This is a genomic window from Pseudomonas sp. H3_E04, from assembly GCF_054668915.1.
In genome coordinates, this window is record NZ_CP162797.1 from 5,408,372 (window position 1) to 5,435,248 (window position 26,877).

The following is a 26,877-nucleotide window of genomic DNA, read 5'->3' on the forward strand; positions in this document are numbered from 1 at the left end:
ATGACTGCAATGCGCAAAACGATTCTGCAATGTGGCGTGCTGGCCTTGAGTCTGCTGGCGGCCAACGTGATGGCGGCGGTGTCGCCGGATGAAGCGAACAAACTTGGCACCAGCCTGACTCCGCTCGGCGCCGAGAAGGCCGGTAATGCGGACGGTTCGATTCCGGCCTGGACCGGCGGTATCCCGAAAAACGCCGGTGCGGTGGACAGCAAGGGCTTCCTCGCCGACCCGTTTGCCAACGAAAAACCGTTGTTCACCATCACTGCTGCCAACGTCGAGCAGTACAAGAGCAAGCTGTCCGATGGCCAGGTGGCGATGTTCAAACGCTACCCGGAAACCTACAAGATCCCGGTCTACCCGACCCACCGCACTGTGGGCGCGCCGGCGGAAATCTACGAGTCGGCCAAGCGCAGCGCGCTGAACGTCAACGCGATCAACGACGGCAACGGCCTCGCCAATTTCACCGGCAATCGCTACTACGCGTTCCCGATTCCGAAGAACGGCGTCGAGGTGCTGTGGAACCACATCACCCGCTATCACGGTGGCAACCTGCGGCGGATCATCACCCAGGTGACACCGCAGACCAACGGCAGCTACACGCCGATCCGCTTCGAAGAAGAGATCGCCGTGCCGCAACTGATGAAGGACATCGACCCGGAAAAAGCCGCCAACGTGCTGACCTTCTTCAAGCAATCGGTGACCGCTCCGGCGCGCCTGGCCGGTAACGTGCTGCTGGTGCACGAGACCCTCGATCAGGTGAAGGAACCGCGTCTGGCGTGGATCTACAACGCCGGTCAGCGCCGCGTTCGGCGTGCGCCGCAAGTGGCCTATGACGGTCCAGGTACAGCGGCCGATGGCCTGCGCACCTCGGACAACTTCGACATGTTCTCCGGCGCGCCGGATCGCTACGACTGGAAACTGGTCGGCAAGAAGGAAATGTACATTCCCTACAACAGCTACAAGCTCGACTCGCCGAAGCTCAAATACGACGACATCGTCAAGGCCGGGCACATCAATCAGGACCTGACCCGTTACGAACTGCACCGCGTCTGGGAAGTGATCGGCACGGTGAAGCCGAATGAGCGGCATATCTACGCCAAGCGCCACATGTACATCGACGAGGACAGCTGGCAAGTGGCGCTGGCCGATCACTACGATGGTCGCGGGCAACTGTGGCGCGTCGCTGAAGGTCACGCGCAGTACTACTACGATCATCAGGCTCAGGCTTACACCCTGGAAGCGCTCTACGACATCATCGCCGGCCGTTACATTGCGTTGGGCATGAAGAACGAAGAGAAGCACAGCTTCGAATTCGGCTTTGAAGCCAAGGCCGCCGATTACACGCCATCGGCCCTGCGCGCCGAGGGCGTAAGGTAACGGGTCTGCAACACCGCTGGACAAAAGGCGACCGCACGGTCGCCTTTTTTATGGTCATCAATCAGCGTGCTGAATACTCGTCAACAAGCGCGCGGGAGAGGGCTAGGGTGAGCGCACAACGATAAGAAGGCTCACCCGATGACCGCCATGTCCCCGTGCCTGGATCGACCCGGATTTCTGCCCAGGCTTTCTTCGCATCATCAGTCTCGCAATCGCTTGAGCGAACCGTTGCTGGCATCAAGCGCGCGGGTCAGGCTGTTGTGTGCGCCCGCTGGCAGCGGCAAAACCGCACTGCTGACCGAATGTCTGCTTCAGGTGCGTGCGGAGTGCGAGGCAATCTGGCTGCCGCTGGCGGGAGCAGCGCTCAGCGCCGAAGAGTTTTGCCTGCGTGTGACTCGGGCGCTCGGGCTGGTCGAAGGTCTCGACATAACGCAACTGATGACGGAGCTGGCTCATTGGTCCAGGCCGACTTCGCTGTTTATCGACGACTACTGTCGTCAGCCAAATCCGCCTGTTGATGCTCTGCTGGATCGGTTGCTGGCGGTCAGCAGCCCGGCGCTCACATGGTGGATCAGTACTCGCCGCCGGCCGCAGTGCAACTGGCCGCGGCTGTTGCTCGATGACGAACTTTACGAGTCCGAGCCCGCCAGTCTGGCGCTGACTCACGATGAGGTTGTATCGGTGTTGCGCCATTTGCCGCCAGATCAGGCGGATCGAGTCGCCGCTCGGATCATCCAGCGTACCGGCGGCTGGTGCGCAGGTGCGCGCATGGCGATTTTGCAAAAGTGCGACTGGGCGCAAAACCCGCAGCCGCAGCAGCGTGTCGACACGTTGCTCGACTATCTGCAGCACGAACTCTTCAGCAATCTGACGCCGGAGCAGGACGAGGCGTGGCGTGTTCTGGCTCACCTGCCACGGTTCAACGCGCCGTTATGCGAGCATTTGTTCGGCCCCGGCGAAGGCGCGCAATTGCTGCACGATCTGCAAGTGCAGGGCTGTTTTATTGAGCCATGGCAGGACTCCGCTGACTGGCTACAGGTCTTCTGCCCGCTGTCGCGAATCATCCAGGAGTCGCATTGGCCGTGTGCGCGTTCCTGGCACCGGCGCGCCTGTCAGTGGTTCAGCGCGACACAGGATTGGCGAGCAGCGTTCGAGCAAGCGTTGTTGGCCGAGGAATACGAAACCGCCGTCAGCCTGCTGCAGTATTTGAGTTTCGAGGATTTGTTCGAAGACCAGACCGTCGTCCTGCTGTTGCGCTTGCACGAGCAACAAAGCCAGGAACTGACCCTGATGACACCGCAGATGATCGGGCTGGTCACCGGGGCTTTGTTATTCGCCGGCCGATTCGAACAGGCCGGGGAATGCCTGGCCCATCTTGCCCGCTTCATACCGCAGCCGACAGCGCATCTGCAACAGCAGTTGCTGGCGCGTTGGCAAGCGCAACAGGGTTGGCTCAGTCATCTGCAAGGGCAGATGGAGCCGGCGCGCGCCTGCTTTCAGGAGGCGCTAGCGGCGCTGGCGGATGATGCCTGGCAGGCGCGTCTGATGTGCCTGTCGGGCCTGACCCAGCAGGCGTTACTGTGCGGTGCACTCGATCAGGCCCATGCCCTCAACCGTGAGGCGCTGTGCCTGGCGCGTGCTCACGGCTCACTGCTTTTCGAAGGGTTGCTTGAGCTTGACCACGCACAATGGCTCGAGCAGCGCGGGGCGCCCCTGCGTGCAGAGACTCTGCTGGTGGACATCGAGCACTTGCTGCGCCAGCGCGCCACGGTGCCCGTGCCGCTGCTCGGCCGGATTGCCCTGCGCCGCGGACGGCTGGCGCTGTGCATGGGTCTTGAAGCGCAGGCTGCGGAGCTGTTCAGCCGCGGCCTTGAAGATTGCTCGCGCAGTGCTGACAAACGGGTCTTGTATGGCTACCTGGGACAGGCGCAACTGGCCGGTAATCGCGGCGATTATGCCTGCGCTTTCGAGCGCCTGCGCGAGGCCGAAAGGGTCATGCAGCAGCGGCAGATTCCCGATACGGTCTATCGCGGTGTCGTGCTGCAGGTCAGCAGTCAGTTCTGGTTACAGCAGGGTCGACCGCAGTTGGTGCAAGAAGCGTTGGGCCGGCTATTACGGCATTATCGTGGGCCCTTTGCGCTGCAGGCGCCGCCCGCGACGTTCGAACTGATTATTCGGATTGAATACCTGCTGGCCTGCGCCCATGCGCAATTGAACCGGCATGAAAACTCTCTGCCAACCATTGAGCGACTGTTGAACAAGACCGAGGCCGGAGGCATGTTGACGGCGCAAACGGAGTTGCTGCTGGCCTTCGCCGAGCTGGCTGAATCGAACGGCGACAAAGCGGCGGCGCAGCGAGCTCTCCAGCGAGCCGGGACGCTTGTGGAACGCTGCCGGTTGCAACAAGCCATGCGGGAGTGGGAGTTACGCCAAGGCAATCTTGGCACGGCAGCTGACCAGCCGCTTCCCGGCTTGCCATGCGAGAACGCTGATCCTGCGCAGGGCCTCAGTCGCCGTGAGCGAGAAGTGCTGATGTTGATCGCTCAAGGTGCTTCAAATCAGCAAGTTGCCGAACAACTTTATATTTCGTTGCATACGGTAAAAACTCACGCGAGAAGAATAAATGGAAAGTTGGGCGTAGAGCGTAGAACTCAGGCTGTGGCGAAAGCAAAGTTGATGGGCATACTGGTTTAATGTTTTGGTTTATTTTTTCAGCATAAATACTTTTCGTTGTCGTAGGCATGTTTTGTAAATTGTTGGCGCTTCAAGTCGATTGCAAAAGAACCTACCTTGCAACTATCTGCAGTGGCTGCATCCGCGCCTCTGGATAGTCAAGTAAGGAATGGTTGTGAGGAAGTTATATCAAAGTTTGATGCGTGGTTCCTTTGGTGAGCAGGTCACTTGGCCTGAAGAATGGGAAAAGGCAAATCAGGCGAAATCAGATCTTTTCAAGATAGTCGGTGCCATGCCGAGCGTGCTGGATATTCTTCGTAACATGCTGCAGCGTGAATTAATCCGTTTGGGCAAAACAATCGATATCGACAAGGTCTATGTCAACACGGATCCGGCTTTTTCTGCCAGTGAAAATCGTCCTTCCGGCACTCTGTGGGATGTGACAGTTCATTGTTTGAATAACAATATCAGCCCTGCTTACATAGCGGGCGGTGATGGTGTTTTCTCTCTGCCGGATACGTTCAGTGCACAATTCAGGGTCAATACCCTGAATACTTTCATTGTCGAAGACCTGATCGCTGCAATTACTGCCGGTCTGGAACAAACGTTGCGAACCGAAATCGCAGGATTCTGGTCGGCGCCGGCCAAATCCATGCGCACGCAAAGTGCACCTTTGTCCAATAAGCAGGCTTTTATCCAAGCGTACGCCGCGGTCACCAGTGCAGAGCTGTCCCTGTCGGTCATGGCGAACAATTTCGACGCCCGTCTGGGTGAGCGATTTGCTCATCTGCTCGACGCAGACACCGGTCGCGCAGCGTTCGAAGTCTGTCTGCAACCGTCGCAGGATTACCTGCTCTCGCGCCAGCCTTGTTTCGTTCTGGACAACGCCGAGCGTTCGGATGCAGAAATGAAGCTGGTCAACGAGTCGACCTCCTACCTCATGCACACGCCGGAAAACGGCTTTGAGTACTTCGAAAAAAATACCGATTTGCACAGCAAGTTGCAGCAGCGGCTGTCCCTGCGCAGCCATCAGATCAGCTACATGAAAGCCATGCAAAGTCCTCACGCCTTCTGCGTAGAGGCTCATCTCAAGGGCCAGCTTGAAAATGTGAAGTCGCTGATCAGTGGCCAGCAACAACTTGAAACCCCGCTTATCTCCGCGCTTCAGGAAAATCAGGGCCTGCACGTGCTGCGCTACGGTATCGACACGCGTTTCTATCTCCTGTGGGCTGCCTTGAAACGTACCGATTGGCCGCTGTGGCTGGTGGATGCCGGCAGCCAAGTTCAAGAACGGTATACCGAGCTTGAGGCCTCCAAAGATCAATACCTGGCTGATTACTCTCGTGTGTTCGATACGTGCTTTTCGTTTAAGGATTATGTGTTGCGCACCTTCGCCGGCTGGGCAGCGAGGGTTCTCGGCGAACAACTGGATCCAGAAACAATCAGCGTGCATAGCTCGTATACCCTGGTGGTTGCCGGGCGCACTATTGAGCAGGAAGAAACCCGAACGCTGACAGAATTTATCGTTGTCGGTGTCCATGACTCTGGCTATGACGCGCGCCTTACTGTCATCGGCGCGCCCAGCGGAAGTCGTCTGACAGCCGAGGCGCTTGAACGGTGGCTGGCGCATCGCAACCTTCGATTGGAATTTACAGACGATCTCGCACCGATGCCTTCTGCTGATTACCAAGAGGCTTACCGTAATTATCTGTTCAGCCAAATGGAGTTTGCAGTTTTCTGTGCTCGCCACTCCGGGAAGTTGAATTCCACCGATGCGAATATCGTCGCCCGCGCCATGGCCAACGACCCAGCGGTAAGGATTCAAGGGATAAAGATCGAACACCACGGGCCGGCGTTGAAAGATGTCCTGAACATTTCGGCTCAAGGATATCTGCCGTCGCTGATGTTTATCAAAATGCCGGAAGGCGAGTATGAGCTGCGAAAGTTTGCCGATAAGCACGCGGCGAACCGCTGGTTGGAGTCGGCGCTGTCCGCAGATCGCGAGTACGCGGCACTGTTAATCCATCCGGACTACCTGCACAAGGCCGGTCAACTGCTCGGCAACGCTCGCACACAGCTCAGTTACCGCTACGCGCTGGATAGTCGCCCTGTGGATCTGGAGCTGAATCCAAAGGTGGCGTTGGCGGACTACGTCAATGTTGCTTACCAAGCTGAAGTGGCCTTGCATAAGGCTATTGCACCGACGGGTTATCGGGCGCTTGGTTTCGAGGGCCGCAAGCGCTTCGCTCGTCTGACCACCGAACTCAAAGCGCTGTCCACGGTTGACGCGCGAGACAACGGCTTCCCGACGTTCGAGCAATTCACTTATGACGCAGTGAAAGCACAAATAGAAGATATCTTGCGTGCGCGTGGCAGTATCGTTTCAGTCAATCCGGACCAGATCATTGTTCAGACCGAAGAGTTTCGCAAGAGCGTTACCGACGTCCTGCTTGAGGGCGCTACTTTCGAAGCAGTGCATCCGGCCTATGAAACGAAATTCAGCCCCAAGTACTATTTGGTGAATGGACATCCCAATGTTGACAAACTGGATATCCGAGACCTTTCTTCGCTGTCGAAAACCTTCCGTCCCGGTGATCGGTATAGCGCGATGTTGAAGGAGCAGTATCTGGACAAGGCTCATTCGGATTACGCATTCAAACGCGCTGTGCATGCCCGGAAAATTCGTTGTGAAATGAGCTGCAATGCGTTTTCCGATTTTGTTAATGGCAGGTTGTCTCCGGAAGCGTTATCAGCGGTGCAGCACATCATTGATAGCCTGAAAGAAAGCGGCGGTCATCAGTCGATCGACAATGACACTTTTGAAGGCGGCGAGGGATTATATAAATTCAACATCCATTCGCTGGGATTGACCGCTGCTGGGGACCGCACTGTTGGGGGTGTTTATATATTCCGCCTGAAACTGCTGTCGGGGTTCCACGATCTGCTCTACACGCCTGACGCACCAGATCTTGTCAGCTTCCGGCCGATGGCGGAGTTCATTCCTTCGATTCGTTTTCGCTATGGCCCGTTTCGGGACTACTACAGCGCGCGGATACTGCTGGTTGATCAAAAAGTGGTTGAAGATTATTTCGATGACCTGGTCGCCACTGTCGATATCAAACCGGTAATCCGCACGCAAAATCGCGCGAGGCTCTCTGACCTGTTCACTTTTCACGATGAGCGTATACACCGTGTGCTCAGCGATATCGATGAACGCACTATCAGTTTGAATGAAATAATTGCCGGTCTGGTTTATGAAAATTTGTTGAAAGCTGCAAGTATCGTGAGCCTGGTGGTTCCTCCCGTGGGTACAGTTGTGGTGGCTGTGCAAATGATGAAAAGCATCTATGACGCATCACAATCGCACCGACGTGGCGACTACCGCGCCGCGTTGGGCCATGTAAAAGAAGCGCTGACCGGGCTGCTGACATTGGGCAAAGCCGCAGCGGCGGGGGCACCTGTCAAGGAAATCACCCAGGCGCAACGGTCGTTCCTCAGTCTGTTCGACGATGCGCGGACGGTCGCGGAACTGGTCACGCACTACACTGGCCAGAAAGAGTCGAAAGAGATGTTGGTAGAATTCTTCCAGACATTGATGGAAGCCACGGATACCGGAGTAAGTAAAACAACCGTTCATTGATCATCTTCGAGTATCCCGACTCGATCAACGAACAACACTCAGCTTTCGTAGCCCATCCGCCAACTCACGGCCCGCGTCGCAGCCAACAACCGCTGCGCCGCCGGGCCGTTTTCATCGGCGTGGAACAGCGAGGTCGGGCCAACGATGGTCAGCACCGCAGCGATCTGCCCGACTGCGTTGAACACCGGCGCAGAAAGCGCATCCACACCCGGCATCAACAAACCATGCACGTGATGCAGACCCCGTTCGCGGATCTGTTCGCACAGCGCTGCATAGGCTTTTTCGTCCTTGAGCGGATGCTCCGCGACAGCGATTTCCTGCTCGCGTAATTCATCGGTTTCGCGGTGCGGCAGGTAGGCGCTGAACACCAGCCCGGTGGACGAGCTGAGCAGTGGCAGCACCGAACCCAATTGCGTCACCACCGTTACCGCGCGCACCGCCGGTTCGATGTGCACGACGGTTGCGCCCTGATTGCCCCAGACCGCGAGGAAGCAGGTTTCGTTGAGTTCATCGCGCAACTCGGACAGCGGCAGGGCGGCGACTTTCAATACGTCCATGCTGTTGAGTGCAGCCAGCCCTACGCGCAGCGCTTCACGGCCGAGGCCGTAATGGTTGGTGGCGGCGTTCTGTTCGGCAAAGCCCGAGGCAATCAACGCCTGCAAATAGCGATGCACCTTGCTTGCCGGCATCTGCACGTGCTCGGCCAGACGCGACAGTGACGTCGACGGCGATAACTCGGCCAGTGCCTTGAGGATGTCGGTGCCGACCTCGGCGGAGCGGACTTTCTGTTTGCCGTTGCTGTCGCTGGTTTTTTCCATGGGGCTGGCGGTTCCGGTTCGAATGGGCGTCTTTATAGCTTGACGCTGGATAGCGAGCAAATTACGTTATGCGTAATCAGATTACGATAATAACAACCCCGGCGTGCCGAGAACTCTGAGCCAGAGCGATGGGCCACTGCCGACTCCCTGTTCAGGAGGCTCCATGAACTCCGATTCAACCGCTCAGGATTTGACGTATCAGTCCGGGTTCGGCAACGAATTCAGCTCTGAAGCGTTGCCCGGCGCACTGCCCGCTGGGCAGAACTCCCCGCAAAAAGCCCCGTACGGCCTCTACACCGAATTGTTCTCCGGCACCGCGTTCACCATGCCGCGCAGCGAAGCGCGGCGGACCTGGATGTACCGGATTCAGCCATCGGCCAATCACCCGGCGTTCGTCAAACTGGAGCGGCAACTGGCGGGCGGGCCATTGGGTGAAGTAACCCCTAATCGCCTGCGCTGGAATCCGCTGGATCTGCCGACCGAACCGACGGATTTCATCGATGGCCTGGTCAGCATGGCGGCCAACGCTGGCGCTGAAAAACCGTCCGGCATCAGCATTTACAGCTACACCGCCAACCGCTCGATGGAGCGCGTGTTCTTCAACGCCGATGGAGAAATGCTGCTGGTGCCGCAACTCGGCCGCCTGCGCATTGCCACCGAACTGGGCGTGCTCGAAGTCGCGCCGCTGGAGATTGCGGTGCTGCCGCGTGGCCTGAAGTTTCGCGTCGAACTGCTCGATCCACAGGCACGCGGTTATCTCGCCGAGAACCATGGCGCGCCGCTGCGCCTGCCGGATCTGGGGCCGATCGGCAGCAACGGTCTGGCCAATCCGCGCGATTTCCTCACCCCGGTCGCTGCCTACGAAAACCTGCCGCAACCGACGACCCTGGTGCAGAAATTCCTTGGCCAGTTGTGGGCCACCGAACTCAATCATTCACCGCTGAACGTGGTCGCCTGGCACGGCAACAACGTGCCGTACAAATACGACCTGCGCCGTTTCAACACCATCGGCACGGTGAGTTTCGATCACCCCGATCCGTCGATTTTTACCGTACTGACCTCGCCGACCAGCGTGCACGGTCTGGCCAACCTCGATTTCGTGATCTTCCCGCCGCGCTGGATGGTCGCCGAAAACACCTTCCGGCCACCTTGGTTCCACCGCAACCTGATGAACGAATTCATGGGCCTGATCCAGGGCGAATACGACGCCAAGGCCGAAGGCTTCGTGCCCGGTGGCGCTTCGCTGCACAGCTGCATGAGCGCCCACGGCCCGGACGGCGAGACCTGCACCAGGGCGATCAATGCCGAGCTTGCGCCGACAAAAATCGACAACACCATGGCCTTCATGTTCGAGACCAGCCAGGTGCTGCGGCCAAGCCGCTTTGCCCTCGACTGCCCACAATTGCAAACCAGTTACGACGCCTGTTGGGCGACGCTGCCCGCCACGTTCGACCCGACCCGGAGATAACTCATGACACAGAATTCCTTCCCCCGCAGCTGGGTCGCTTCGGCCAACGGTCACAGCGATTTTCCCTTGCAGAATCTGCCGCTGGGCGTGTTCAGCCTGAACGGTTCGATGCCGCGCGCAGGCGTAGCGATCGGTGAGCACATCTTCGATTTGCAAGTGGCGCTTGAGGCCGGTCTGTTCGACGGCGTTGCACGCAGCGCAGTGGAATCCATGCAGGGCGGGCAATTGAACGCGTTCTTCGAACTCGGCCGTGAGGCTCGGGTGGCCCTGCGCGCACGGCTGATCGAACTGTTCAGTGAAGGCAGCACCCTGCGCGGCAACATCGAAGCGCAAGGTGCGACAGTGCTGCCACTGGCTGCCGATTGCCAGATGCACCTGCCGGCGCGAATCAGCGATTACACCGACTTCTACGTCGGCATCGAGCATGCGCAGAATGTCGGCAAGCTGTTCCGTCCGGATAATCCGTTGCTACCGAATTACAAGCACGTGCCGATCGGTTACCACGGTCGCGCGTCCACGGTGCGAGCCTCCGGTACCGACGTGCGCCGGCCGAAAGGCCAGACGCTGCCAGCCGGCCAGACCGACCCGGTCTTCGGCCCGTGTGCGCGTCTGGATTACGAACTGGAACTGGGCATCTGGATCGGCCCGGGCAACGAGATGGGCGAGCCCATTGCCATCGCTGACGCCGCCGAGCACATCGCCGGTTTCTGCCTGCTCAACGACTGGTCGGCGCGGGATATCCAGGCCTGGGAATACCAGCCGCTCGGGCCATTTCTGTCGAAAAGTTTCATCACCAGCGTCTCGCCCTGGGTAGTGACGGCTGAAGCACTGGAGCCTTTCCGTATTGCACAACCGGCGCGTCCGGAAGGTGATCCGCAGCCGTTACCGTATCTGCTCGACAAACGTGATCAGGACGGTGGTGCCTTCGATATCGAGCTGGAAGTGCTGCTGCGCACCGAAGCCATGCGCGAACAGAATCTACCGGCCCATCGTCTGACCCTGAGCAACACTCGCCACATGTACTGGACCGTCGCGCAAATGGTCGCGCACCACAGCGTCAACGGTTGTCAGTTGCAGGCCGGCGACCTGTTCGGTTCGGGCACTTTGTCCGGCCCGGAAAACGGTCAGTTCGGCAGCCTGCTGGAAATCACTGAGGGCGGCAAGAAACCGATCGAACTGCCCTCCGGCGAAGTGCGCAAATTCCTTGAGGACGGTGACGAAATCATCCTGCGCGCCCGCTGCGCCCGCGAAGGTTTTGCCTCGATCGGCTTCGGCGAATGTCGCGGCACCGTGATCGCTGCACGCTGACAGGAGCGGCTCATGGATCTCTTTACCTATTACCGTTCCACCTCGTCGTACCGGGTGCGCATTGCGCTGGCATTGAAAGGGCTCGATTACCAGGCGCTGCCGGTCAACCTGATCGCACCGTCGGGCGGAGAACATCGGCAAGCGGCGTATCTGGCGCTCAATCCGCAGGGTCGGGTGCCGGCCCTGCGCACCGATGACGGCGCGCTGCTGATTCAGTCGCCGGCAATCATCGAGTACCTGGAGGAGCGTTATCCACAGGTGCCGCTGCTGCCGGATGATCTGGTGGCGCGCGCGCAGGTGCGCGGTGTGGCGGCAGTGATCGGCTGCGATGTGCATCCGCTACACAATGTCAGCGTACTCAATCGTCTGCGCCAGTCGGGGCAGGACGAGGCGCAGGTGGTGGAGTGGATCAGTCACTGGATCAGCCAAGGGTTGGCGACGGTGGAGCAGTTGATCGGTGACAGCGGTTTCTGTTTTGGCGAATGGCCTTGCGTGGCAGATGTGTATTTGATTGCGCAGTTGTATGCCGCAGAGCGGTTCAACGTCAGCCTTGAGGCTTATCCAAAGATTTGCCGTGTGGCTGCCTTGGCGGCTGAACATCCGGCGTTTATCAAGGCGCATCCAGCCAATCAACCGGACACCCCGTAACTGAAAACCAAAAACCTGTTGGAGCGGGCTTGCCCGCGATAGCGATCGTCCAGACACCCTTGTGTTGAATGTGCCGCCGTCATCGCGGGCAAGCCCGCTCCCACAGGGATCGAGGTGGCAATAGCGAAATAATCATAAAAACAAAAAACAGGTACCTTGCGATGCATAACCAGATTGCCAGCTTCCGCGCGGCGCTCGACGCCCGGCCTGTGTCCCGTTATCAGTGGTTGCTGTTGATTCTGCTGGCGTTGCTGCTGGTCACCGACGGTTATGACGCCCAGGTGCTCGGTTATGTAGTGCCGGCGCTGGCCCAAGACTGGGGGCTGGAAAAATCCGCGTTCGGCCCGGTTTTCAGCGCCAACCTGCTCGGCCTCACCCTCGGTTCTCTGGCGGTCACGCCACTGGCTGACCGTTTCGGTGTGCGGCGAATTCTGCTTGCCTGCGTATTGATCTACGCCACGCTGACGGTGCTGATGGTTTTCGCCGATTCGCTCAACACGCTGATGATCGCGCGATTCATCTGCGGCATCGGCATGGGCGGCGCAATGCCCAGCGCCATGGCCTTGATGTCGGAATATTCACCGCCGCGTCTGCGCACGCTGATGGTGACGCTGGCTGCCTGTGGTTTCTCGTTCGGTGGGGCGGCGGGCGGTTTTGTCGCGGCCGGTTTTATCGATCAGTTCGGTTGGCAGGCAGTATTCCTCGCTGGCGGCGTGACGCCATTGCTGCTGTTTCCTTTCCTGTGGTGGATGCTGCCGGAGTCGCTTCCGCGCTTGCTACGTGATGCACCGCCGTATGCACGGCTGCGCAAGGTCACCACGCGGATGTTGCCGGACTGGCAGCCACCGCTGGCCAGTGTCGAGCAGAATGAGCGCGAGCTGGGCAGCAAACTGACCGTGGTCGAGTTGTTTCGCAACGGCTATGCGCGGCCGACCCTGCTGATCTGGGCGACTTTTTTTGTCAGCCTGATTCTGTTGTATTTCATGATCAGTTGGCTGCCAACACTGCTGCTGGAAAGCGGTTTGAAACTCAACGAAGCCAACCTGGTGACGTCGATGTTCCTGTTCGCCGGGACCCTCGGCGCGATTTGCATGGCCTGGTTCGCCGACCGTTTGCAACGCAAGGTGCGCCTGCTGTCCGGAGTGTTGGCAGGAGCTGCGTTGTGCACGATCCTGCTTGGGCTCAACCACGACGATCCGCGTTTTCTGGTGGCCTGTGTGTTTGCCGCCGGGTTCTGCATCATCGGCGGGCAACTGACGCTGAATGCCTTCGCCAGTAATTTCTATCCGGCCCATGTACGCGCCACCGGTACAGGATGGGCACTGGGCGTGGGGCGATTCGGTTCGATCCTTGGGCCGCTGTTCGGCAGCCTGCTGCTGGCGATGCATATACCGGTGGAGCAGATTTTCTTTTTCTGCGCGATCCCGGCAGTGATTGCCGCGCTGCTGATCATTCAGGTGCGCTCGCCGACTGAGACCCGCCGATCCTCTGTGGAAGCGAGCCTGCTCGCGAAGAACGATAACGCGGTTTGACCGGGAGACTGAGGTGCCTGCTTCGCGAGCAGGCTCGCTCCCACAGGTTTGCGCAGGCCTCAAGGATGGGGGCAAGCCAGCAGGGGATGGTTAATGCACGACGGAGTTGGGCGGCAGATGGCCGAGGCGTTCGGTCAGGCGCAGGCGCTGGATCGGATCTTCGCTGAGCAACAGCGCGTGCTCCAGATCGAAACGTTCAGCGTTCGGACAATCCAGCCGTTGATACAGACTGGCGCGAGCCATGTAATCGGCAGCCTTCGCGCCACCCAGTTCGAGCACTCGTTCCGCGTCGATCAGCGCGGCGATAAGGTCATCGTGGGTCAGGTGCAGTTGACGCAGGTTGCGCGACAGGCGCTGCAGCATCTGCACTGGCGTCGCGGTGAGCAAGTGCTCGGCGCTGAGCTGCATGTTCGGCCCGTACTGGCGCTGCAACAATTCGCGACAGTCATTGGGATACAAGCGTCGACCGCCGCAAGGGTCGAGCAAGTGGTCGGCGCCGGGAACCCTCAGCAGGAAGTGACCGGGGAAGTTCACCCCGACCAGAGGAATCTCCAGCCCACGCGCCAGTTCCAGGGCGATCAACGCCAAGGCCAGCGGTTGACCGCGCTGGGTGTGCAACACACGATGCAGCAGCGCCGCCTGCGGGCGTAGCGGCAGGAAATCATCCTGCGCGAAACCGAGATCGACCATGCGCCGCAACAGCGGTTGTGCCAGTTCGCTGACCGGCAGCATCGGCAGGCCATAGCTGACGCGTAGTTGCAGATCCCTGAAGGTTCGCAACCATGCCTCGGGCTCGAGAGTTTTGTCGTGCTCGGCACTTATCCACAGCGCAGCTTCCAGCAGGGCTGGCGGTGAACGATGCAGGCATTCGAAAAAGTGTTGGCGCGCACTCATTTAAATCTCCCTCCAATGCCTCGTTTTAGCCTCGTCCGGGGGGTTCGTCCAGTAGCGGACTCCGTGGACGCGAGTTATATGGCAAGACAGTGTCCGCTCGGCGGCTCATGCCGGTGCGCGCCAGCAATTTTCAGGGGCAAGCCTATACTGGCGTTCTACAAGAAGTGATTCGGGAGCCTGTCGATGTTCGCTCTCATGCAAAGCACTCGCCTGGAATCGCTGCACCTGAGCGTGGATCCGGTCACCGGGTTGAAGGCGGTCATTGCCATTCATGACAGTCGGCTGGGGCCAGCCCTGGGTGGCTGCCGTTACCTTGCCTATCCCAACGACGAATCTGCGGTCGAGGACGCCATTCGCCTGGCGCAAAACATGAGCTACAAAGCGGCGCTGGCCGGCCTTGCGCAGGGTGGCGGGGTGGCGGTGATCGTGCGCCCGGCCCATGTCGAGAATCGCGCCGCATTATTCGAGGCTTTCGGTCGTTGTATCGAGCAACTCGATGGCCGCTACATCACCGCCATCGACAGCGGTACTTCAGTGGCCGACATGGACTGCATTGCCCAACAGACGCGGCATGTCACCAGCACCACTTCGGCAGGCGACCCGGCACCGCACGCGGCCATGGGTGTGTTCACCGGCATTCGCGCTACGGCGATGGCGCGCCTGGGCAGCGACAACCTCGAAGGCCTGCGCATTGCCATTCAGGGGCTTGGCAATGTCGGTTTTGCACTGGCCGAGCAACTGCACGCGGCAGGCGCCGAGTTGCTCGTCAGTGACATCGACCACGGCAAGGTGCAGCTGGCGATGGAACAGCTCAATGCCCATCCGATCGCCAACGACGCATTGCTCAGCACACCGTGCGACATTCTCGCGCCTTGTGGGTTGGGCGGTGTGCTCAACAGTCACTCGGTGTCACAACTGCGCTGTTCCGCTGTGGCCGGTTCGGCGAACAATCAACTTTCCCATCTGGATGTGGCGGATCAACTGGAACGGCGCGGGATTCTTTATGCGCCGGATTATGTGATCAATGCCGGCGGGCTGATCTACGTCTCGCTGAAGCATCGGGGTGAGGAGTTGCCGACGATTACGGCGCATCTGTCGAAAATCAGTTCGCGGCTCACGGAAGTCTTCGCTCACGCGCAGGCGGAAAAACGTTCGCCGGCGCGGGTGGCGGATGAGTTGGCGGAGAAGGTTTTGTATCGCTGAAAAAGTAAAAGATCGCAGCCTTCGGCAGCTCCTACATTCCGAGTGTAGGAGCTGCCGAAGGCTGCGATCTTTCTTATTACTTCGGCGCTTTCGCTGCTTTGGCGGGCTTCGCCGGCGCCTCATCAGGTTCGGCCGCATCAGCTTTTTCGACAGGATCGGCCGGCGCGTTGATCAGCTCCGACAGCGCATCGGGCTGGCTCTTGAATGCCCGGGCGAACACATCACGATTCTTCGCCATGTAGATCCCGGCTTCTTCCACTTGCTGTTCGGTCAGGGACGGAACGGCTTTTTGCAGCACATCAGCCAGATATTCGGCCAGTTCGAGCATTTTGTCATGACGATCAGCTTCGGCTTTATCCATGAACAAGCGCTCCAGATCTCGGCTGCTGCGGTATACCACTTCGACGGCCATTCACCACCTCACATGCCTTCACGTTAAGTTGTCTTGACGACTACTGTATCCATATACAGCGAAAAGGATAAGCGAATCCCAGCGCCATGGGTAGTGGCTTTTCAATGTAGACCGGATTTGGCGTTTGTCAGGGGTACGTGCGGCTGCTATTCGCGAGCCGGCTCGCTCCCACAGAAACTCCAGTGGTGCGACCAAACGCCACGGCGCGTGATTTGCGGCGGATCGCCATGATGCGTGGCCCTGAACCTGCATGAAAACCATTGCAACAAGGCGCGCGCGCAAAACCGTCACGTGCGATACGCATCATCCGCCCGAAACGGGCTAAGGAAACTCATCGTGAAAATAAACTGGGCCGAGAAACTGCGGCGTAACGTGCATCAACTGGCCGAGTCCCTGGGCAACCTGTTCGTCGAAACCTTCCATTATCTGGCGCTGTTCGCCATCGGTGCGGTGACGGCGTGGGCGGCGGTGATGGAGTTTCTCGGTATGCTCGAAGTCGGGCACATCAAGATCGATGACATCCTGTTGCTGTTCATCTATCTGGAACTGGGCGCGATGGTCGGGATTTATTTCAAGACCAACCACATGCCGGTGCGCTTCCTGATCTACGTGGCGATCACTGCGCTGACGCGCCTGCTGATCTCCAATGTCTCGCACCACAACCCGCCGGACATGGGCATCATCTACCTGTGCGGCGGCATTCTGCTGCTGGCGTTTGCGATCCTGGTGGTGCGTTACGCCTCGTCGCAGTTCCCCTCAGTGAAGATCGAGAACCCGCAGCGCAAGATCGGCACGGGCTCCAGCGAACATCCTGAAGTGGAAAAGGGCGAGCTTTAAAGGCTCGCCGCCTGGCCCGGCTGACCTTTGCCGCGTGGCGGTGGCGGGGTCAGCCCGGCGCCGCTGGTCATGGCTTCGAGAATCGACATGGCGCTGTGGCCCTGTTCGATGGCGATGCCGAACTGAATGCTTTGCACCAGCCTTTTCAAACGCTCGGGATCGTTGCGCTGTTCAGCGCTGATCATGCGTTTGGCCACGATGCGGCCGGCGTTGGACAGGGTCAGCATGATGCTGCCGTCCAGGCCCTGAATGCTCAGATTGATCTGATAGTCCGGCGCGAAGGCATCGGTAATGATCTGAAATGGGTTGTCCATGATGCGTCACCGCCTGATTGAACGTGCAGTTGTTGACCGGCCATGATCCGATTTGGTTCGCAACACCAGACCACTGGCATCTCGTTCGCTGAGGTTTGCAATGTCCGTTTGCCTCAAGGGTGATATAGCAAGGCGCATGCCGGAAAAATTGTCGAACAATAAACACGGCGAAAAAAACGGCGAGCCTCGGGGCTCGCCGTTTTTTGTGGCGCGTTTTCAGGGCAGGAATGAGGCGATGATCGCTGACAGTGCAAACAGGCCGATCAGCATTCGACCCAGTTCACCGCCAAGCCGCCCCGTGAAGTTTCCTTGTACTTGTCATGCATGTCGGCGCCGGTGTCGCGCATGGTGCGGATCACCCGGTCGAGGGAAATAAAGTGATTGCCGTCGCCGCGCAAGGCCATTTGCGTGGCGTTGATCGCCTTCACCGCCGCGATGGCATTGCGCTCGATGCACGGCACTTGCACCAGGCCACCGACCGGATCGCAGGTCAGGCCGAGGTTGTGTTCCAGGCCGATTTCGGCAGCGTTTTCCAGTTGCTCCGGTGTCGCCCCGAGCACGTCGGCGAGGCCGGCGGCAGCCATCGCACAAGCTGAGCCGACTTCGCCCTGACAGCCGACCTCGGCACCGGAGATGGAGGCGTTTTTCTTGCACAAAATGCCGACAGCGGCTGCGCCGAGAAAGAACGCGACGACGTCATCATCAGACGCATCCGGGTTGAATTTCATGTAGTAGTGCAGAACGGCCGGAATGATCCCGGCGGCACCGTTGGTCGGCGCGGTGACCATGCGCCCGCCGGCAGCGTTTTCTTCGTTGACGGCGAGAGCGAACAGGTTGACCCATTCCATCGCCGACAGGGTCGAACTGATCACGTTCGGTTTGCCGATTTCCAACAGGCTGCGGTGCAGTTTCGCCGCGCGGCGCGGTACTTTCAGACCGCCGGGCAGAATGCCCTCGTGGCGCAAACCTTGTTCGACGCACTCGCGCATCACTGACCAGATGTGCAACAGGCCCTGACGGATTTCGGCATCGCTGCGCCAGGCGCGCTCGTTGGCCATCATCAGTTCGGACACGCGCAGCTTGTGTTGTTTGCACAGGGCGAGCAGTTCGGCGGCGCTGGAAAAATCGTACGGCAACACCACGTCGCTGGTTGGCGCCACGCCTGACTCGGCTTCAGCCGCTTCGACGATGAAACCGCCGCCCACCGAATAATAGGTTTGCGCAAACAGCTCGGCGCTTTCGCCAAATGCGGTCAGCGACATGGCATTGGGGTGGTAGGGCAGACTCTCGTCGAGCAGCAGCAGATCGCTGTGCCAGTCGAAAGCAATCGAACGCTGACCGGCGAGGGACAGTTGCCCGGTTTCGCGCAGTTGTTGAATGCGTGGATCGATGGTCGAAGGATCGATGCTGTCCGGCCACTCGCCCATCAGGCCCATGACCGTTGCGCGGTCAGTGGCGTGGCCAACACCGGTGGCCGACAGCGAACCGTACAGACGGATCTGCACACGTCGCACATCATTGAGCAGATGCTGATCGATCAGAGCCTGGGCAAAGGTCGCCGCTGCACGCATCGGACCGACGGTATGAGAACTGGACGGGCCGATGCCCACTTTGAATAGATCGAAAACACTGATAGCCATGCTAAACCCTTACAAGCAATGGAGTAGGAATCGCTGCCATTTTTTGTCGGACAAGCGCAATCTCGGCGATACTGCCTGCCTCGGTTGGAGGTGACCAACGAAACCTCCTAAGACAGCCTTTAGCAGGACTAAACAATGAGTCGTCAATTGCATGCCCAGACCTATGTCTGGCTGCAGGTGTTTGCCTGCGCCGCGCGGCACCTGTCCTTCACCCGATGTGCCGAAGAGCTGCACATCACCCCGGGCGCGGTCAGCCAGCAGATTCGCCAATTGGAAGAGCGCTTGGGCTTTCGCCTGTTTCATCGGCGCGCGCGGGGCGTTGAGTTGAGTGCGCAGGGGCAGCGGCTGGCGATTACCGTCAACGAAGCCTATGGCAGCATCGATGCGGAACTGCGCCGGCTGGACGCTGGGATGATCAGCGGGACGCTGCGGTTGCGGTCGATCCCGTCGTTTCTCGGCAAGTGGCTGACCCCGCGCCTGCCGCGCTTGCAGCAACGCTTTCCGGATATCCAGTTGCGCCTGGTGGCGGAGGACAGCAGCGTGCCGTTGCACGAGGGCGATTTCGATCTGGCCATCGACCTCAACGACGGCAGCTACCCCGGATTGTTATCCACAGCCTTGCTCGACGAGCAGATTTTCCCGGTGTGTGCGCCGAGCCTGTTGCGCGGGCGACCGCCGTTGCACGGGCCGGCCGATCTGGTGCATTTCCCGCTGCTGCACGACATCACCGCCTGGCGTGGCAGTTATGAATATGCGGAATGGGAGTTCTATCTGAACGCGATCGGCTTCGAAGGCGCCGACGTGCGACGCGGGCATACGTTCAATCGCAACCACCTGACCATCGAAGCGGCGATTGCCGGCATGGGCGTGGCGATTGCCCGGCGCACGTTGCTCAACGATGAGCTGGAGCGCGGCACGTTGATCGTGCCGTTCGGCCTGTCGGTGCCCAACCATAAACGTTATGTGCTGCTGTATGCACCGGGGGCGTTGAGCCATCCGGGCGTGCGCGCGGTGCATGACTGGCTGGTGGAAGAGGCGGGGATTTTTCGCAGCCTGCACCCGCTGAATGACGGGCAATTGTGAGCAGATTTTGCCAAGAGGCGAGGCGACCCAACTCCCGACATTAACAGCGCCTCGCTCGGTTGTCCGGCTTTTTTTGCGAATGAATATTTTTCTTTTTTCAGGGGTTGAAATGTTCGTCGCTCGGGCCGATTGTTGTAACCAGGAGGTCAGGAAATTCACTTCAAGGCCTCCAGCGAGCTAGCTGAAATAAGGGATGAACTATGCAAATCCAAGTCAACAGTGATAACCATATTCAAAGCAGTAAGCGACTGGAGGAGTGGGTACGTACAACTATTGAGAGCACGCTCGACCGTTATGAAGAAGACCTGACCCGTGTCGAAGTCCACCTGAGCGACGAGAACGGCGAGAAACCAGGTCCCCATGACTTGCGCTGCCAACTGGAAGCGCGGCCAAAAGGCCACCAACCGATTTCCGTGACCCACAAAGCCGATTCGCTGGAACAGGCGATCGACGGTGCTGCCGAGAAACTCGAGCACAAGCTGGATCACCTGTTCGGCAAACTGCGAGGTAAACCACGCGCCGCTGTAGTGCCATTTAGCGGCAAAGCCAACGACAAGCTGTTGGCGGAAGAATTCGACGAGAACGAACAGGCAGCGATCAACAGTTGATGCGCTGATTGCACAAGTCACAAGGAGAACGGGCCTGCTGATGCAGGCCCGTTTTTTTTTTGCGCGGTGTGGGGGGATTTTCAGAACCTGTTCAGAACGCCACCGACGTCTGCACATAAACCGTCCGCGGCTCACCTACATACTTGCCCTTGTTGTTGTCATCGAACGAGCGTGTGAAGTACTGCGTGTTGAAGATGTTCTTCACGCCCACCGCCACATTCAGATCAGACAACTGCGGGCCGAAGTCATACCCGGCGCGGCTGCTGAACAGCATGTAACCTGGGATCTTGCCGGTGCTGCCATCGGCACTTTCCTTCGAGGTATTGGCGTTGTCGGCGAACTGGTCGCTCTGAAAGCTGCTGTCCAGATTCAGCTTCCACGGCCCTTCGGTATAACCGACGCCAATCGTGCCTTTGTGCTTGGAGGAAAACGGCACGCGGTTACCTTTGTTCGGACCATCCTCGCGGATGGTGGCGTCGACGTAGGCATACGTGGCGTAGACATCGAAACCGGCCAGCGCCGGGCTCAAGTCATCCAGTGCGTAATTGACGCTGGTCTCAATGCCCTGATGGCGGGTTTCGCCGCGAGCGATCACCGAATCGTTGGTCTGGTTGCTTTCGTACTGGTTGTCGAAGTTGATCAGGAATGCGCCGATTTCCGCGCGCAGGGCGCCGTTGTCATAACGCGTGCCGAGTTCCCAGGTGCGGGCCTTTTCCGGTTTCACTTCACCGCTGCTCACGCGATTGGGCATCTGGCTGTACTGCACGCTGCCGAACGAGCCTTCGGTGTTGGCGTACAGGTTCCAGCTGTCGGTGAGGTGATAGAGCACGTTCAGCGCCGGCAGCGCGGTGTTGTAGTCGCCCTTGTATTTGACGTTGGTCAGGTTGTTGGTCTGTTGCGACTCGATCATCTCGTAGCGCACGCCCGGGGTGATGGTCCATTTGCCGATGTCGATGCGGTCATCGACGAAGAACGCGTTCGCCTCGGTACCACCGCGAGTGTCACGGTCGTTGCGGCTGCTGGTGGTCGGGTATTGGTTGGCGCTGATCGGCGTGCGATAGCGCAGTTCGTGGCCGGCCTCGTTGATGTAGCGGTAACCGACGCCGACTTCGTGGCTGCTCGGACCCAGGTCGAAGCCTTGGGCGAAACGGGTTTCCAGGCCACGTACCCAATACTCGCGCGGCGACAGTGAAAGGAATGTGCCCTGATCGAGGTAACCGCTGCGCAGGGTTTTGGTGAAGAAGGTGTTGGCGGTGAATTCGCGGCGATCTTCCTGATAGCGGTAGCCGAAGTTGAACATCGTCCGGCGGCCCCAGAACTGGTCTTTCGGGCGCGTCGACTGATACGGATCGGCATCGTAATCGGCGACGTTGAGACCGCCGGGCATGTCGGCCTTGCCCTCGTAATACTGGGCCATGGCGTTGAAGCTGTTGGCGTCGTCGAGCTGGTACTTGCCCTTGAGGATCAGGTCGTCGATCTCGGTGTCGCTGTGTTCACGCCAGTCACCGCCACGGGTACCGGAGTACAACAGAGCACCACCGAGGCCGTTGGCGTTGGTGCCGCCGGCCAGCAGATTGGCGCTGGTCTTGAAGCCGTCGTGGCTCGACGATGGGCTGGTTTCAGTCTGGAACCCCCCCTTGACCGTTGGCTCGTCGGGAATCGCCCGGGTCACGAAGTTGACCACGCCGCCGACGTTCTGCGGGCCGTAACGCACCGCGCCGCCGCCGCGCACCACGTCCACCGCATCCATGTTGCCCATGCTGATCGGCGCGAACGACAACTGTGGCTGACCATACGGCGCGAAAGGCACCGGGATGCCGTCCATCAATACTGTCGAGCGTGCGGCCAAGCGCGGATTCAAACCACGAATGCCGAAGTTCAGCGCCATGTCATGGCTGCCGGTGCCGTTGTTCTCCGGCGCATTCACACCGGGGATGCGATTGAGCACATCGCGGGCCTGGGTCGCGCCCTGGCGTTCGAACTCTTCGCGGCGGATCACATCACGCGCGCCGGGGTGTTCGAAGACATTGATCTGCGCGGCATCGCCGAGCCAGTCGCCGACGACTTTCGAGGTGTCCAGCTCCAGCGCGGCATCGGTGATCGGTTGCAGGCTGAACGCGTTGTTACCTTCGGCGCGTGCTTGCAGACCGGTGCCTTCGAGCAGCGCATTCAAACCTTGCTCAGGCGTATAGCTGCCTTCCAGACCACGGCTTTGTACGCCGTTGGTGACTTGTGAACCGAAAGAAATCAGCACGCCCGCTTCACGGCCAAACTGGTTGAGGGCGTTTTCCAGCGACGACGGTGCGATGTGGTAAGCCTTGGCGTCGGCCGCCATCGCGGCGGGCAGTGCGCTGAAGCTCAAGCTGGCGCCGAGGACGAGATTGCGCAGGCTGCGGGCCAGTGGCGTGAGGCGGGTGGGGTGCATGGTGGATGATCCTGAGAAGGTTGAATCAAGGGGGCTTTCCTTCTCTGTCACGCCAGATCTGAAAAACGGCTCATTTATTTTTCAAGGATCAAAAGATCGCAGCCTTCGGCAGCTCCTACATTTGCAATGCATATCTCCTGTAGGAGCTGCCGAAGGCTGCGATCCTTTGATCTTGTTCCTTACACCCGCGCCTCAACGGTCACCCAATACCGGGTAAAGCGCTTCACCTTCACCGGCAGACTGATTTCCAGCAGATCAAGAATCCGCTCACTGTCGTCCAGTGGATACGTCCCGGAGATCAACAAATCAGCAACCTTTATGTCGCAATTAAGCTGCCCGCGACGATAGCGACCGAGCTCCTCGAGAAAATCCCCCAGACGCATATGCGCCGCCACCAACATGCCATCGACCCAGGCGCCACTGTTGGCATCCAGCGCTTTCGCGTCACCAACAAACGTCGAGGTAAAACTCAGTTGCCGCGCCACCGGCAGCAGCATCGGCGCACGCCCATCCGCACTCAATTCGACCCGTCCCTCAAACAACGCCACCTGCGTGCGATCAGCCAATTGCCGCACATTAAGACGCGCTCCCTGGGTTTTCAGAACGCCCTGCGCCGTGCGCACTTCAAACGCGTGCGACGCGGTCAGGAGCATTTCGCCCTCAAGCAAACGAATCAGACGCTGATCAATCCGCACGTCAGCTGCACTCGCCGTGTTGAGGTGCAATTGATCGCCCGCACCCAACGCCACCTTGCGCCGCTGACCAACCGGGCTGCGGTAATCGGCGAGCAGCGACGGCAGCGGATTGTGCTCGCGCATGCCCCAAGTGGCAGCGGAACCAGCGCCAAGAATCAGCAACAATTTCAGCGCCTGACGCCGACTGCCCGACTTCGGCCCGTTCAACGCCGCATGCGCCAGCGGTGAAGACACACCGCGCAACCGCTGATTGACCCGCTGAATGTGTTCCCACGCCCGCCGATGTTCGCTGTGCGCCTCCAGCCATTGCTGCATCGCCGTCTGCTGGCGCGGGCTCAGGGCGCCCTGCTGCATTTCCAGCAGCCAGTGCACCGCCTGTTCGGCGACTTGCGCGGAGAAATCCGGCGCGCGATTCACAGGGCGAAATAGCAGCGCATGGCCGCTTTGTTCAAATGGCGTTTGACCGTGGCCACCGAGATGCCCAGTTCTGCGGCGATCTGTGGATAAGTCAGACCATCGACCTGCGCGAGCAGAAAGGCGCGTTTGACCTGGCGTGGCAAACCATCGAGCAGCTCATCGAGTTCGATCAACGTCTGCAGGATGATCGCTTTGTGCTCTTCCGACGGCGCGACCATCTCAGGCATTTGCGCCAGCGTCTCGAGGTAGGCACGTTCCACATCCTGGCGCCGGTAATGGTTGAACAGCACGCGCTTGGCCAGCGTGGTGAGAAAGGCGCGCGGTTCGATGATCAACGGTGGCTCGCGGGCGGTGAGCACCTTGATGAAGGTGTCCTGGGCCAGATCCGCCGCGCTCTCGGGGCAGCCGAGCTTGCGCCGCAGCCAGCCGGTGAGCCAGCTGTGATGAGCGTGGTAGAGCGATTCGACGGGATGGGCGGGCGGCAACGAAATGACTCCGGACGCAAAACTTGCGTAGAGAACGTGCATTAGAGAACAAGAACGGTTCGCATTGTAGAGGCTGGCGACAGTGTCCGGCAATCAGATGCTTTTGCGTATGAGAATATTTATCATTAATATTGCTCGCCTGTAGATTCGGCTTGTCGGCCGGACGTTTTTCGTTTCAGGGTCGAAACATGAAAGGCAAACTCGCCACCCTTCCCATGTCCTATCGTCTGGCCGTCACTTCGCGAGTGCTGGCGGCGGTTTTCGGCGGCTATCTGGTCGCGGCGCTGGCCAGTGTCACCCTGACGTTGTGGCTGCCGCTGAACCGCGCCGAAGCGGTGGTCACTGGCATGACTGTGTCCTTTCTGGTCTATCTGGTCGCGGTGCTCTGGTGTTTCGCCTGCCGCAGCGCATGGTCGGCGTGGGTCGGCCTGTTGGTGCCGAGCGTGATTCTCGCCACCATTTCCGGCGCCGCGCGCGGTCTGGGGCTGGCATGAAGGAAGGGTTCCGGCAGGCAATGGCCTGGCTGCACACCTGGGCCGGGCTGGTGTTCGGCTGGTTGCTGTTCGCGATTTTTCTCACCGGCACGCTCGCTTATTTCAAAGATGAAATCAGCCACTGGATGCAGCCGGAAATTGCTGCACATTCGCTTGATAGCGAAGCGAGCCTGGCACTGGCGCAAGATTATCTGCAGCAACACGCCGCCGGTGCCTCGCGCTGGCTGATCGATTTGCCCGATGCCCGCGACCCCGGTCTGACGGTGCGCTGGCAGCAGGCGTCGGGCAAACCAGGCGAGCGCGGCCGCTTCGAATCCAGAACCCTAGACGCTCAGACCGGGGCCGAGGTACAGGGCCGCGAAAGCATGGGCGGCGAGTTTTTTTATCGCTTTCACTTCCAGTTGCAGATGCCTTATCCGTGGGGCCGCTGGCTGGCGACCATCGCCGCAATGGTGATGTTCGTTGCACTGATCAGCGGCATCATCACCCACAAGAAAATCTTCAAGGACTTCTTCACCTTTCGCCCGCGCAAGGGCCAGCGTTCCTGGCTCGACGGGCATAACGCCGTGGGTGTGCTGGTGCTGCCGTTTCACTTGATGATCACTTACAGCAGCCTGGTGATTTTCATGTCGATGGTCATGCCGGCGAGCATCGTTGCCTCTTACGGCAGCGACGTGCGCAAGTTCTACGACGAAGTTTTTCCCGCCTCGAAGACGCCCGAGCGCGCCGATGTCGCCGCACCGCTGACCGCCATGGCGCCGCTACTGGCCAAGGCCAGCGAGCAATGGTCGGGCGGCCACACCGCGCGCCTGTCGGTGAGCAACCCGGGCGATGCCGGCGCCACGGTGGTGCTGTCCCGCGCGGGCGATCGGGTGGTGCATGATTTCGGCCGGGCGGTGACGTTCAACGGCGTCACCGGGCAGCTTCTGAGCAGTACCCCCGATCAACCCGTAGCGATGGCCGTGGGTGGCGCGTTCTACGGTTTGCACATGGGCCATTTCGCCGGGCCGCTGTTGCGCTGGCTGTATTTCATTTGCGGACTGGCCGGCACGGCAATGATCGGCACCGGGCTGGTGATCTGGCTCGGCAAGCGGCAGCTCAAGCACGTGAAAAGCGCGGCGCTGCCGTTCGAATTGCGCTTGGTCGAGGTGCTGAATATCGCCAGCATGGCCGGCCTGGTATCGGCGGTGGCGGTGTTCTTTCTGGCCAATCGACTGTTGCCGGTGAGTCTGGCGGGGCGGGCCGATTGGGAAGTGAATGCGTTTTTCATGGCCTGGGGGCTGAGCGTGGTGCACGCGGTGTTGCGTCCGGGGCGCAAGGCCTGGGTCGAACAGCTGACGCTCGGCGCCGCGCTGTTTATCGCGGTGCCGCTGATCAATGCGCTGACCACACCGTGGAATCTTGGCGCGACCCTGATGCAGCGCGACTGGGCACTGGCCGGATTTGATCTGACATGTCTGGCGACGGGGCTTTTTCTCGGCTGGGCTGCGCGCAAGATGCAGCGTACGGGCGACTCCGTCAGCGTTCGCAAAGCAAGTCCTTCGCCTCGCTCGATCACAGTCGAACAGGGGGCCAACTGATGCTCCTGGCCCTGTTGCTCACCTATGCCGGCTTCACCGCGTTGTGCCTGTCGATGCCACCTCATCACGCCGAATTGCTCGGCGCCAAACCGTCGACGCGCCGCCGTCAGGGTCTGGCGTTGGCGGGATGGCTGTTGCTGGTGCTGTCATTGTGGGCAGCGGTCGCGGCCAATGGCTGGAGTTTCGGTCTGGTCGACTGGTTCGCGGTGCTGATGCTCAGCGCTTTGGCATTGGTGCTGTTGCTGCCGTATCGCCCGCGTCTGGCGTTGGCGCTGGCCGGGTTGAGCCTGCTGGCCAGCCCGGTTGCAGCCTGGGCGCAGTGCTGA

The 26,877-nt window shown here is 59.7% G+C and carries 21 protein-coding genes and 1 pseudogene; 14 read left to right on the forward strand and 8 right to left on the reverse strand.

The window, feature by feature from the left end; genetic code table 11:
- The first annotated feature begins 9 nt into the window (after positions 1 to 9).
- The 3 genes from AB4N53_RS24315 (at position 10) to AB4N53_RS24325 (ending at position 7,690) form a co-directional block, all read left to right on the forward strand.
- Positions 10 to 1,377: a DUF1329 domain-containing protein gene (locus tag AB4N53_RS24315; protein WP_039759308.1), complete on the forward strand. Its 1,368-nt coding sequence runs from the start codon at positions 10 to 12 to the stop codon at positions 1,375 to 1,377.
- A gap of 138 nt (positions 1,378 to 1,515) precedes the next feature.
- On the forward strand, positions 1,516 to 4,071 hold the full coding sequence (locus AB4N53_RS24320) for a helix-turn-helix transcriptional regulator (RefSeq protein WP_460124099.1): 2,556 nt from the start codon (positions 1,516 to 1,518) through the stop codon (positions 4,069 to 4,071).
- 148 nt (positions 4,072 to 4,219) lie between these two features.
- A complete protein-coding gene (locus tag AB4N53_RS24325) occupies positions 4,220 to 7,690 on the forward strand; it encodes a dermonecrotic toxin domain-containing protein (protein ID WP_460124102.1) in 3,471 nt (1,156 codons plus the stop codon).
- A gap of 38 nt (positions 7,691 to 7,728) precedes the next feature.
- Here AB4N53_RS24325 and AB4N53_RS24330 read toward each other — a convergent pair whose 3' ends face one another.
- Positions 7,729 to 8,508, reverse strand: coding sequence for an IclR family transcriptional regulator (locus tag AB4N53_RS24330; protein ID WP_460124105.1), 780 nt, complete (start codon positions 8,506 to 8,508; stop codon positions 7,729 to 7,731).
- A gap of 163 nt (positions 8,509 to 8,671) precedes the next feature.
- Between AB4N53_RS24330 and hmgA the strand changes: the two genes are divergently transcribed.
- The 4 genes from hmgA (at position 8,672) to AB4N53_RS24350 (ending at position 13,464) form a co-directional block, all read left to right on the forward strand.
- Positions 8,672 to 9,976, forward strand: coding sequence for a homogentisate 1,2-dioxygenase (gene hmgA, locus AB4N53_RS24335; RefSeq protein ID WP_460124108.1), 1,305 nt, complete (start codon positions 8,672 to 8,674; stop codon positions 9,974 to 9,976).
- A gap of 3 nt (positions 9,977 to 9,979) precedes the next feature.
- Complete coding sequence (fahA, locus tag AB4N53_RS24340; RefSeq protein ID WP_460124111.1) at positions 9,980 to 11,284, forward strand: fumarylacetoacetase; 1,305 nt, start codon at positions 9,980 to 9,982, stop codon at positions 11,282 to 11,284.
- A 12-nt stretch (positions 11,285 to 11,296) separates the two neighbouring features.
- A complete protein-coding gene (maiA, locus tag AB4N53_RS24345; RefSeq protein WP_460124113.1) occupies positions 11,297 to 11,932 on the forward strand; it encodes a maleylacetoacetate isomerase in 636 nt (211 codons plus the stop codon).
- Positions 11,933 to 12,093: 161 nt separating this feature from the next.
- A complete protein-coding gene (locus AB4N53_RS24350; RefSeq protein WP_460124116.1) occupies positions 12,094 to 13,464 on the forward strand; it encodes an MFS transporter in 1,371 nt (456 codons plus the stop codon).
- A gap of 90 nt (positions 13,465 to 13,554) precedes the next feature.
- Here the strand turns inward: AB4N53_RS24350 and AB4N53_RS24355 are convergent, their stop codons facing one another.
- Positions 13,555 to 14,358 carry a SirB1 family protein gene (locus AB4N53_RS24355; protein WP_460124119.1) on the reverse strand — a complete coding sequence of 268 codons (804 nt, stop codon included), beginning with the start codon at positions 14,356 to 14,358 and terminating at the stop codon, positions 13,555 to 13,557.
- 183 nt (positions 14,359 to 14,541) lie between these two features.
- Here AB4N53_RS24355 and AB4N53_RS24360 point away from each other — a divergent pair, with 183 nt between their 5' ends.
- Positions 14,542 to 15,561: a Glu/Leu/Phe/Val dehydrogenase family protein gene (locus AB4N53_RS24360; protein WP_460124122.1), complete on the forward strand. Its 1,020-nt coding sequence runs from the start codon at positions 14,542 to 14,544 to the stop codon at positions 15,559 to 15,561.
- 157 nt (positions 15,562 to 15,718) lie between these two features.
- Here AB4N53_RS24360 and AB4N53_RS24365 read toward each other — a convergent pair.
- A pseudogene (locus tag AB4N53_RS24365) lies at positions 15,719 to 15,973 on the reverse strand (YebG family protein); the annotation flags it as partial.
- Between the two features lie 336 nt (positions 15,974 to 16,309).
- On the opposite strand from AB4N53_RS24365, the gene AB4N53_RS24370 reads away from it, so the two are divergent.
- Positions 16,310 to 16,810 carry a phosphate-starvation-inducible protein PsiE gene (locus AB4N53_RS24370; RefSeq protein ID WP_016771633.1) on the forward strand — a complete coding sequence of 167 codons (501 nt, stop codon included), beginning with the start codon at positions 16,310 to 16,312 and terminating at the stop codon, positions 16,808 to 16,810.
- Here AB4N53_RS24370 and AB4N53_RS24375 read toward each other — a convergent pair.
- Both AB4N53_RS24375 and AB4N53_RS24380 read right to left on the reverse strand, forming a co-directional pair.
- The gene (locus AB4N53_RS24375) at positions 16,807 to 17,124 is read right to left on the reverse strand and encodes a DUF3509 domain-containing protein (RefSeq protein ID WP_460124125.1); all 318 of its coding nucleotides are present in this window, start codon (positions 17,122 to 17,124) and stop codon (positions 16,807 to 16,809) included. The two genes, AB4N53_RS24370 and AB4N53_RS24375, sit on opposite strands and share 4 nt — an antisense overlap.
- Before the next feature lie 263 nt (positions 17,125 to 17,387).
- Entirely contained in the window at positions 17,388 to 18,764 is a 1,377-nt protein-coding gene (locus AB4N53_RS24380; protein WP_460124128.1) for an L-serine ammonia-lyase, read from the reverse strand.
- Between the two features lie 135 nt (positions 18,765 to 18,899).
- Here AB4N53_RS24380 and AB4N53_RS24385 point away from each other — a divergent pair, with 135 nt between their 5' ends.
- Positions 18,900 to 19,847, forward strand: a complete 948-nt coding sequence (locus tag AB4N53_RS24385; protein ID WP_217864317.1) for a LysR substrate-binding domain-containing protein — start codon at positions 18,900 to 18,902, stop codon at positions 19,845 to 19,847.
- A gap of 200 nt (positions 19,848 to 20,047) precedes the next feature.
- Positions 20,048 to 20,455, forward strand: a complete 408-nt coding sequence (locus AB4N53_RS24390) for an HPF/RaiA family ribosome-associated protein (protein ID WP_039759281.1) — start codon at positions 20,048 to 20,050, stop codon at positions 20,453 to 20,455.
- A gap of 91 nt (positions 20,456 to 20,546) precedes the next feature.
- Here the strand turns inward: AB4N53_RS24390 and fecA are convergent, their stop codons facing one another.
- From fecA to AB4N53_RS24405, 3 genes are all read right to left on the reverse strand, one after another.
- Entirely contained in the window at positions 20,547 to 22,880 is a 2,334-nt protein-coding gene (gene fecA / locus AB4N53_RS24395; RefSeq protein WP_460145077.1) for a TonB-dependent Fe(3+) dicitrate receptor FecA, read from the reverse strand.
- 179 nt (positions 22,881 to 23,059) lie between these two features.
- The gene (locus AB4N53_RS24400; RefSeq protein WP_460124132.1) at positions 23,060 to 23,992 is read right to left on the reverse strand and encodes a FecR domain-containing protein; all 933 of its coding nucleotides are present in this window, start codon (positions 23,990 to 23,992) and stop codon (positions 23,060 to 23,062) included.
- Positions 23,989 to 24,519, reverse strand: a complete 531-nt coding sequence (locus AB4N53_RS24405) for a sigma-70 family RNA polymerase sigma factor (protein WP_460124135.1) — start codon at positions 24,517 to 24,519, stop codon at positions 23,989 to 23,991. Before AB4N53_RS24405 ends, AB4N53_RS24400 begins: the two co-directional genes overlap by 4 nt.
- Positions 24,520 to 24,665: 146 nt before the next feature.
- Here AB4N53_RS24405 and AB4N53_RS24410 point away from each other — a divergent pair, with 146 nt between their 5' ends.
- Genes AB4N53_RS24410 through AB4N53_RS24420 form a run of 3 tightly spaced genes read left to right on the forward strand, consistent with a single transcriptional unit; the run spans position 24,666 to position 26,877 of the window.
- Entirely contained in the window at positions 24,666 to 24,971 is a 306-nt protein-coding gene (locus tag AB4N53_RS24410) for a DUF3649 domain-containing protein (RefSeq protein WP_285407628.1), read from the forward strand.
- Entirely contained in the window at positions 24,968 to 26,551 is a 1,584-nt protein-coding gene (locus AB4N53_RS24415) for a PepSY-associated TM helix domain-containing protein (protein WP_460124139.1), read from the forward strand. The genes AB4N53_RS24410 and AB4N53_RS24415 overlap by 4 nt, the downstream gene beginning before the upstream one ends.
- Entirely contained in the window at positions 26,551 to 26,877 is a 327-nt protein-coding gene (locus tag AB4N53_RS24420) for a DUF3325 domain-containing protein (protein ID WP_460124142.1), read from the forward strand. The genes AB4N53_RS24415 and AB4N53_RS24420 overlap by 1 nt, the downstream gene beginning before the upstream one ends.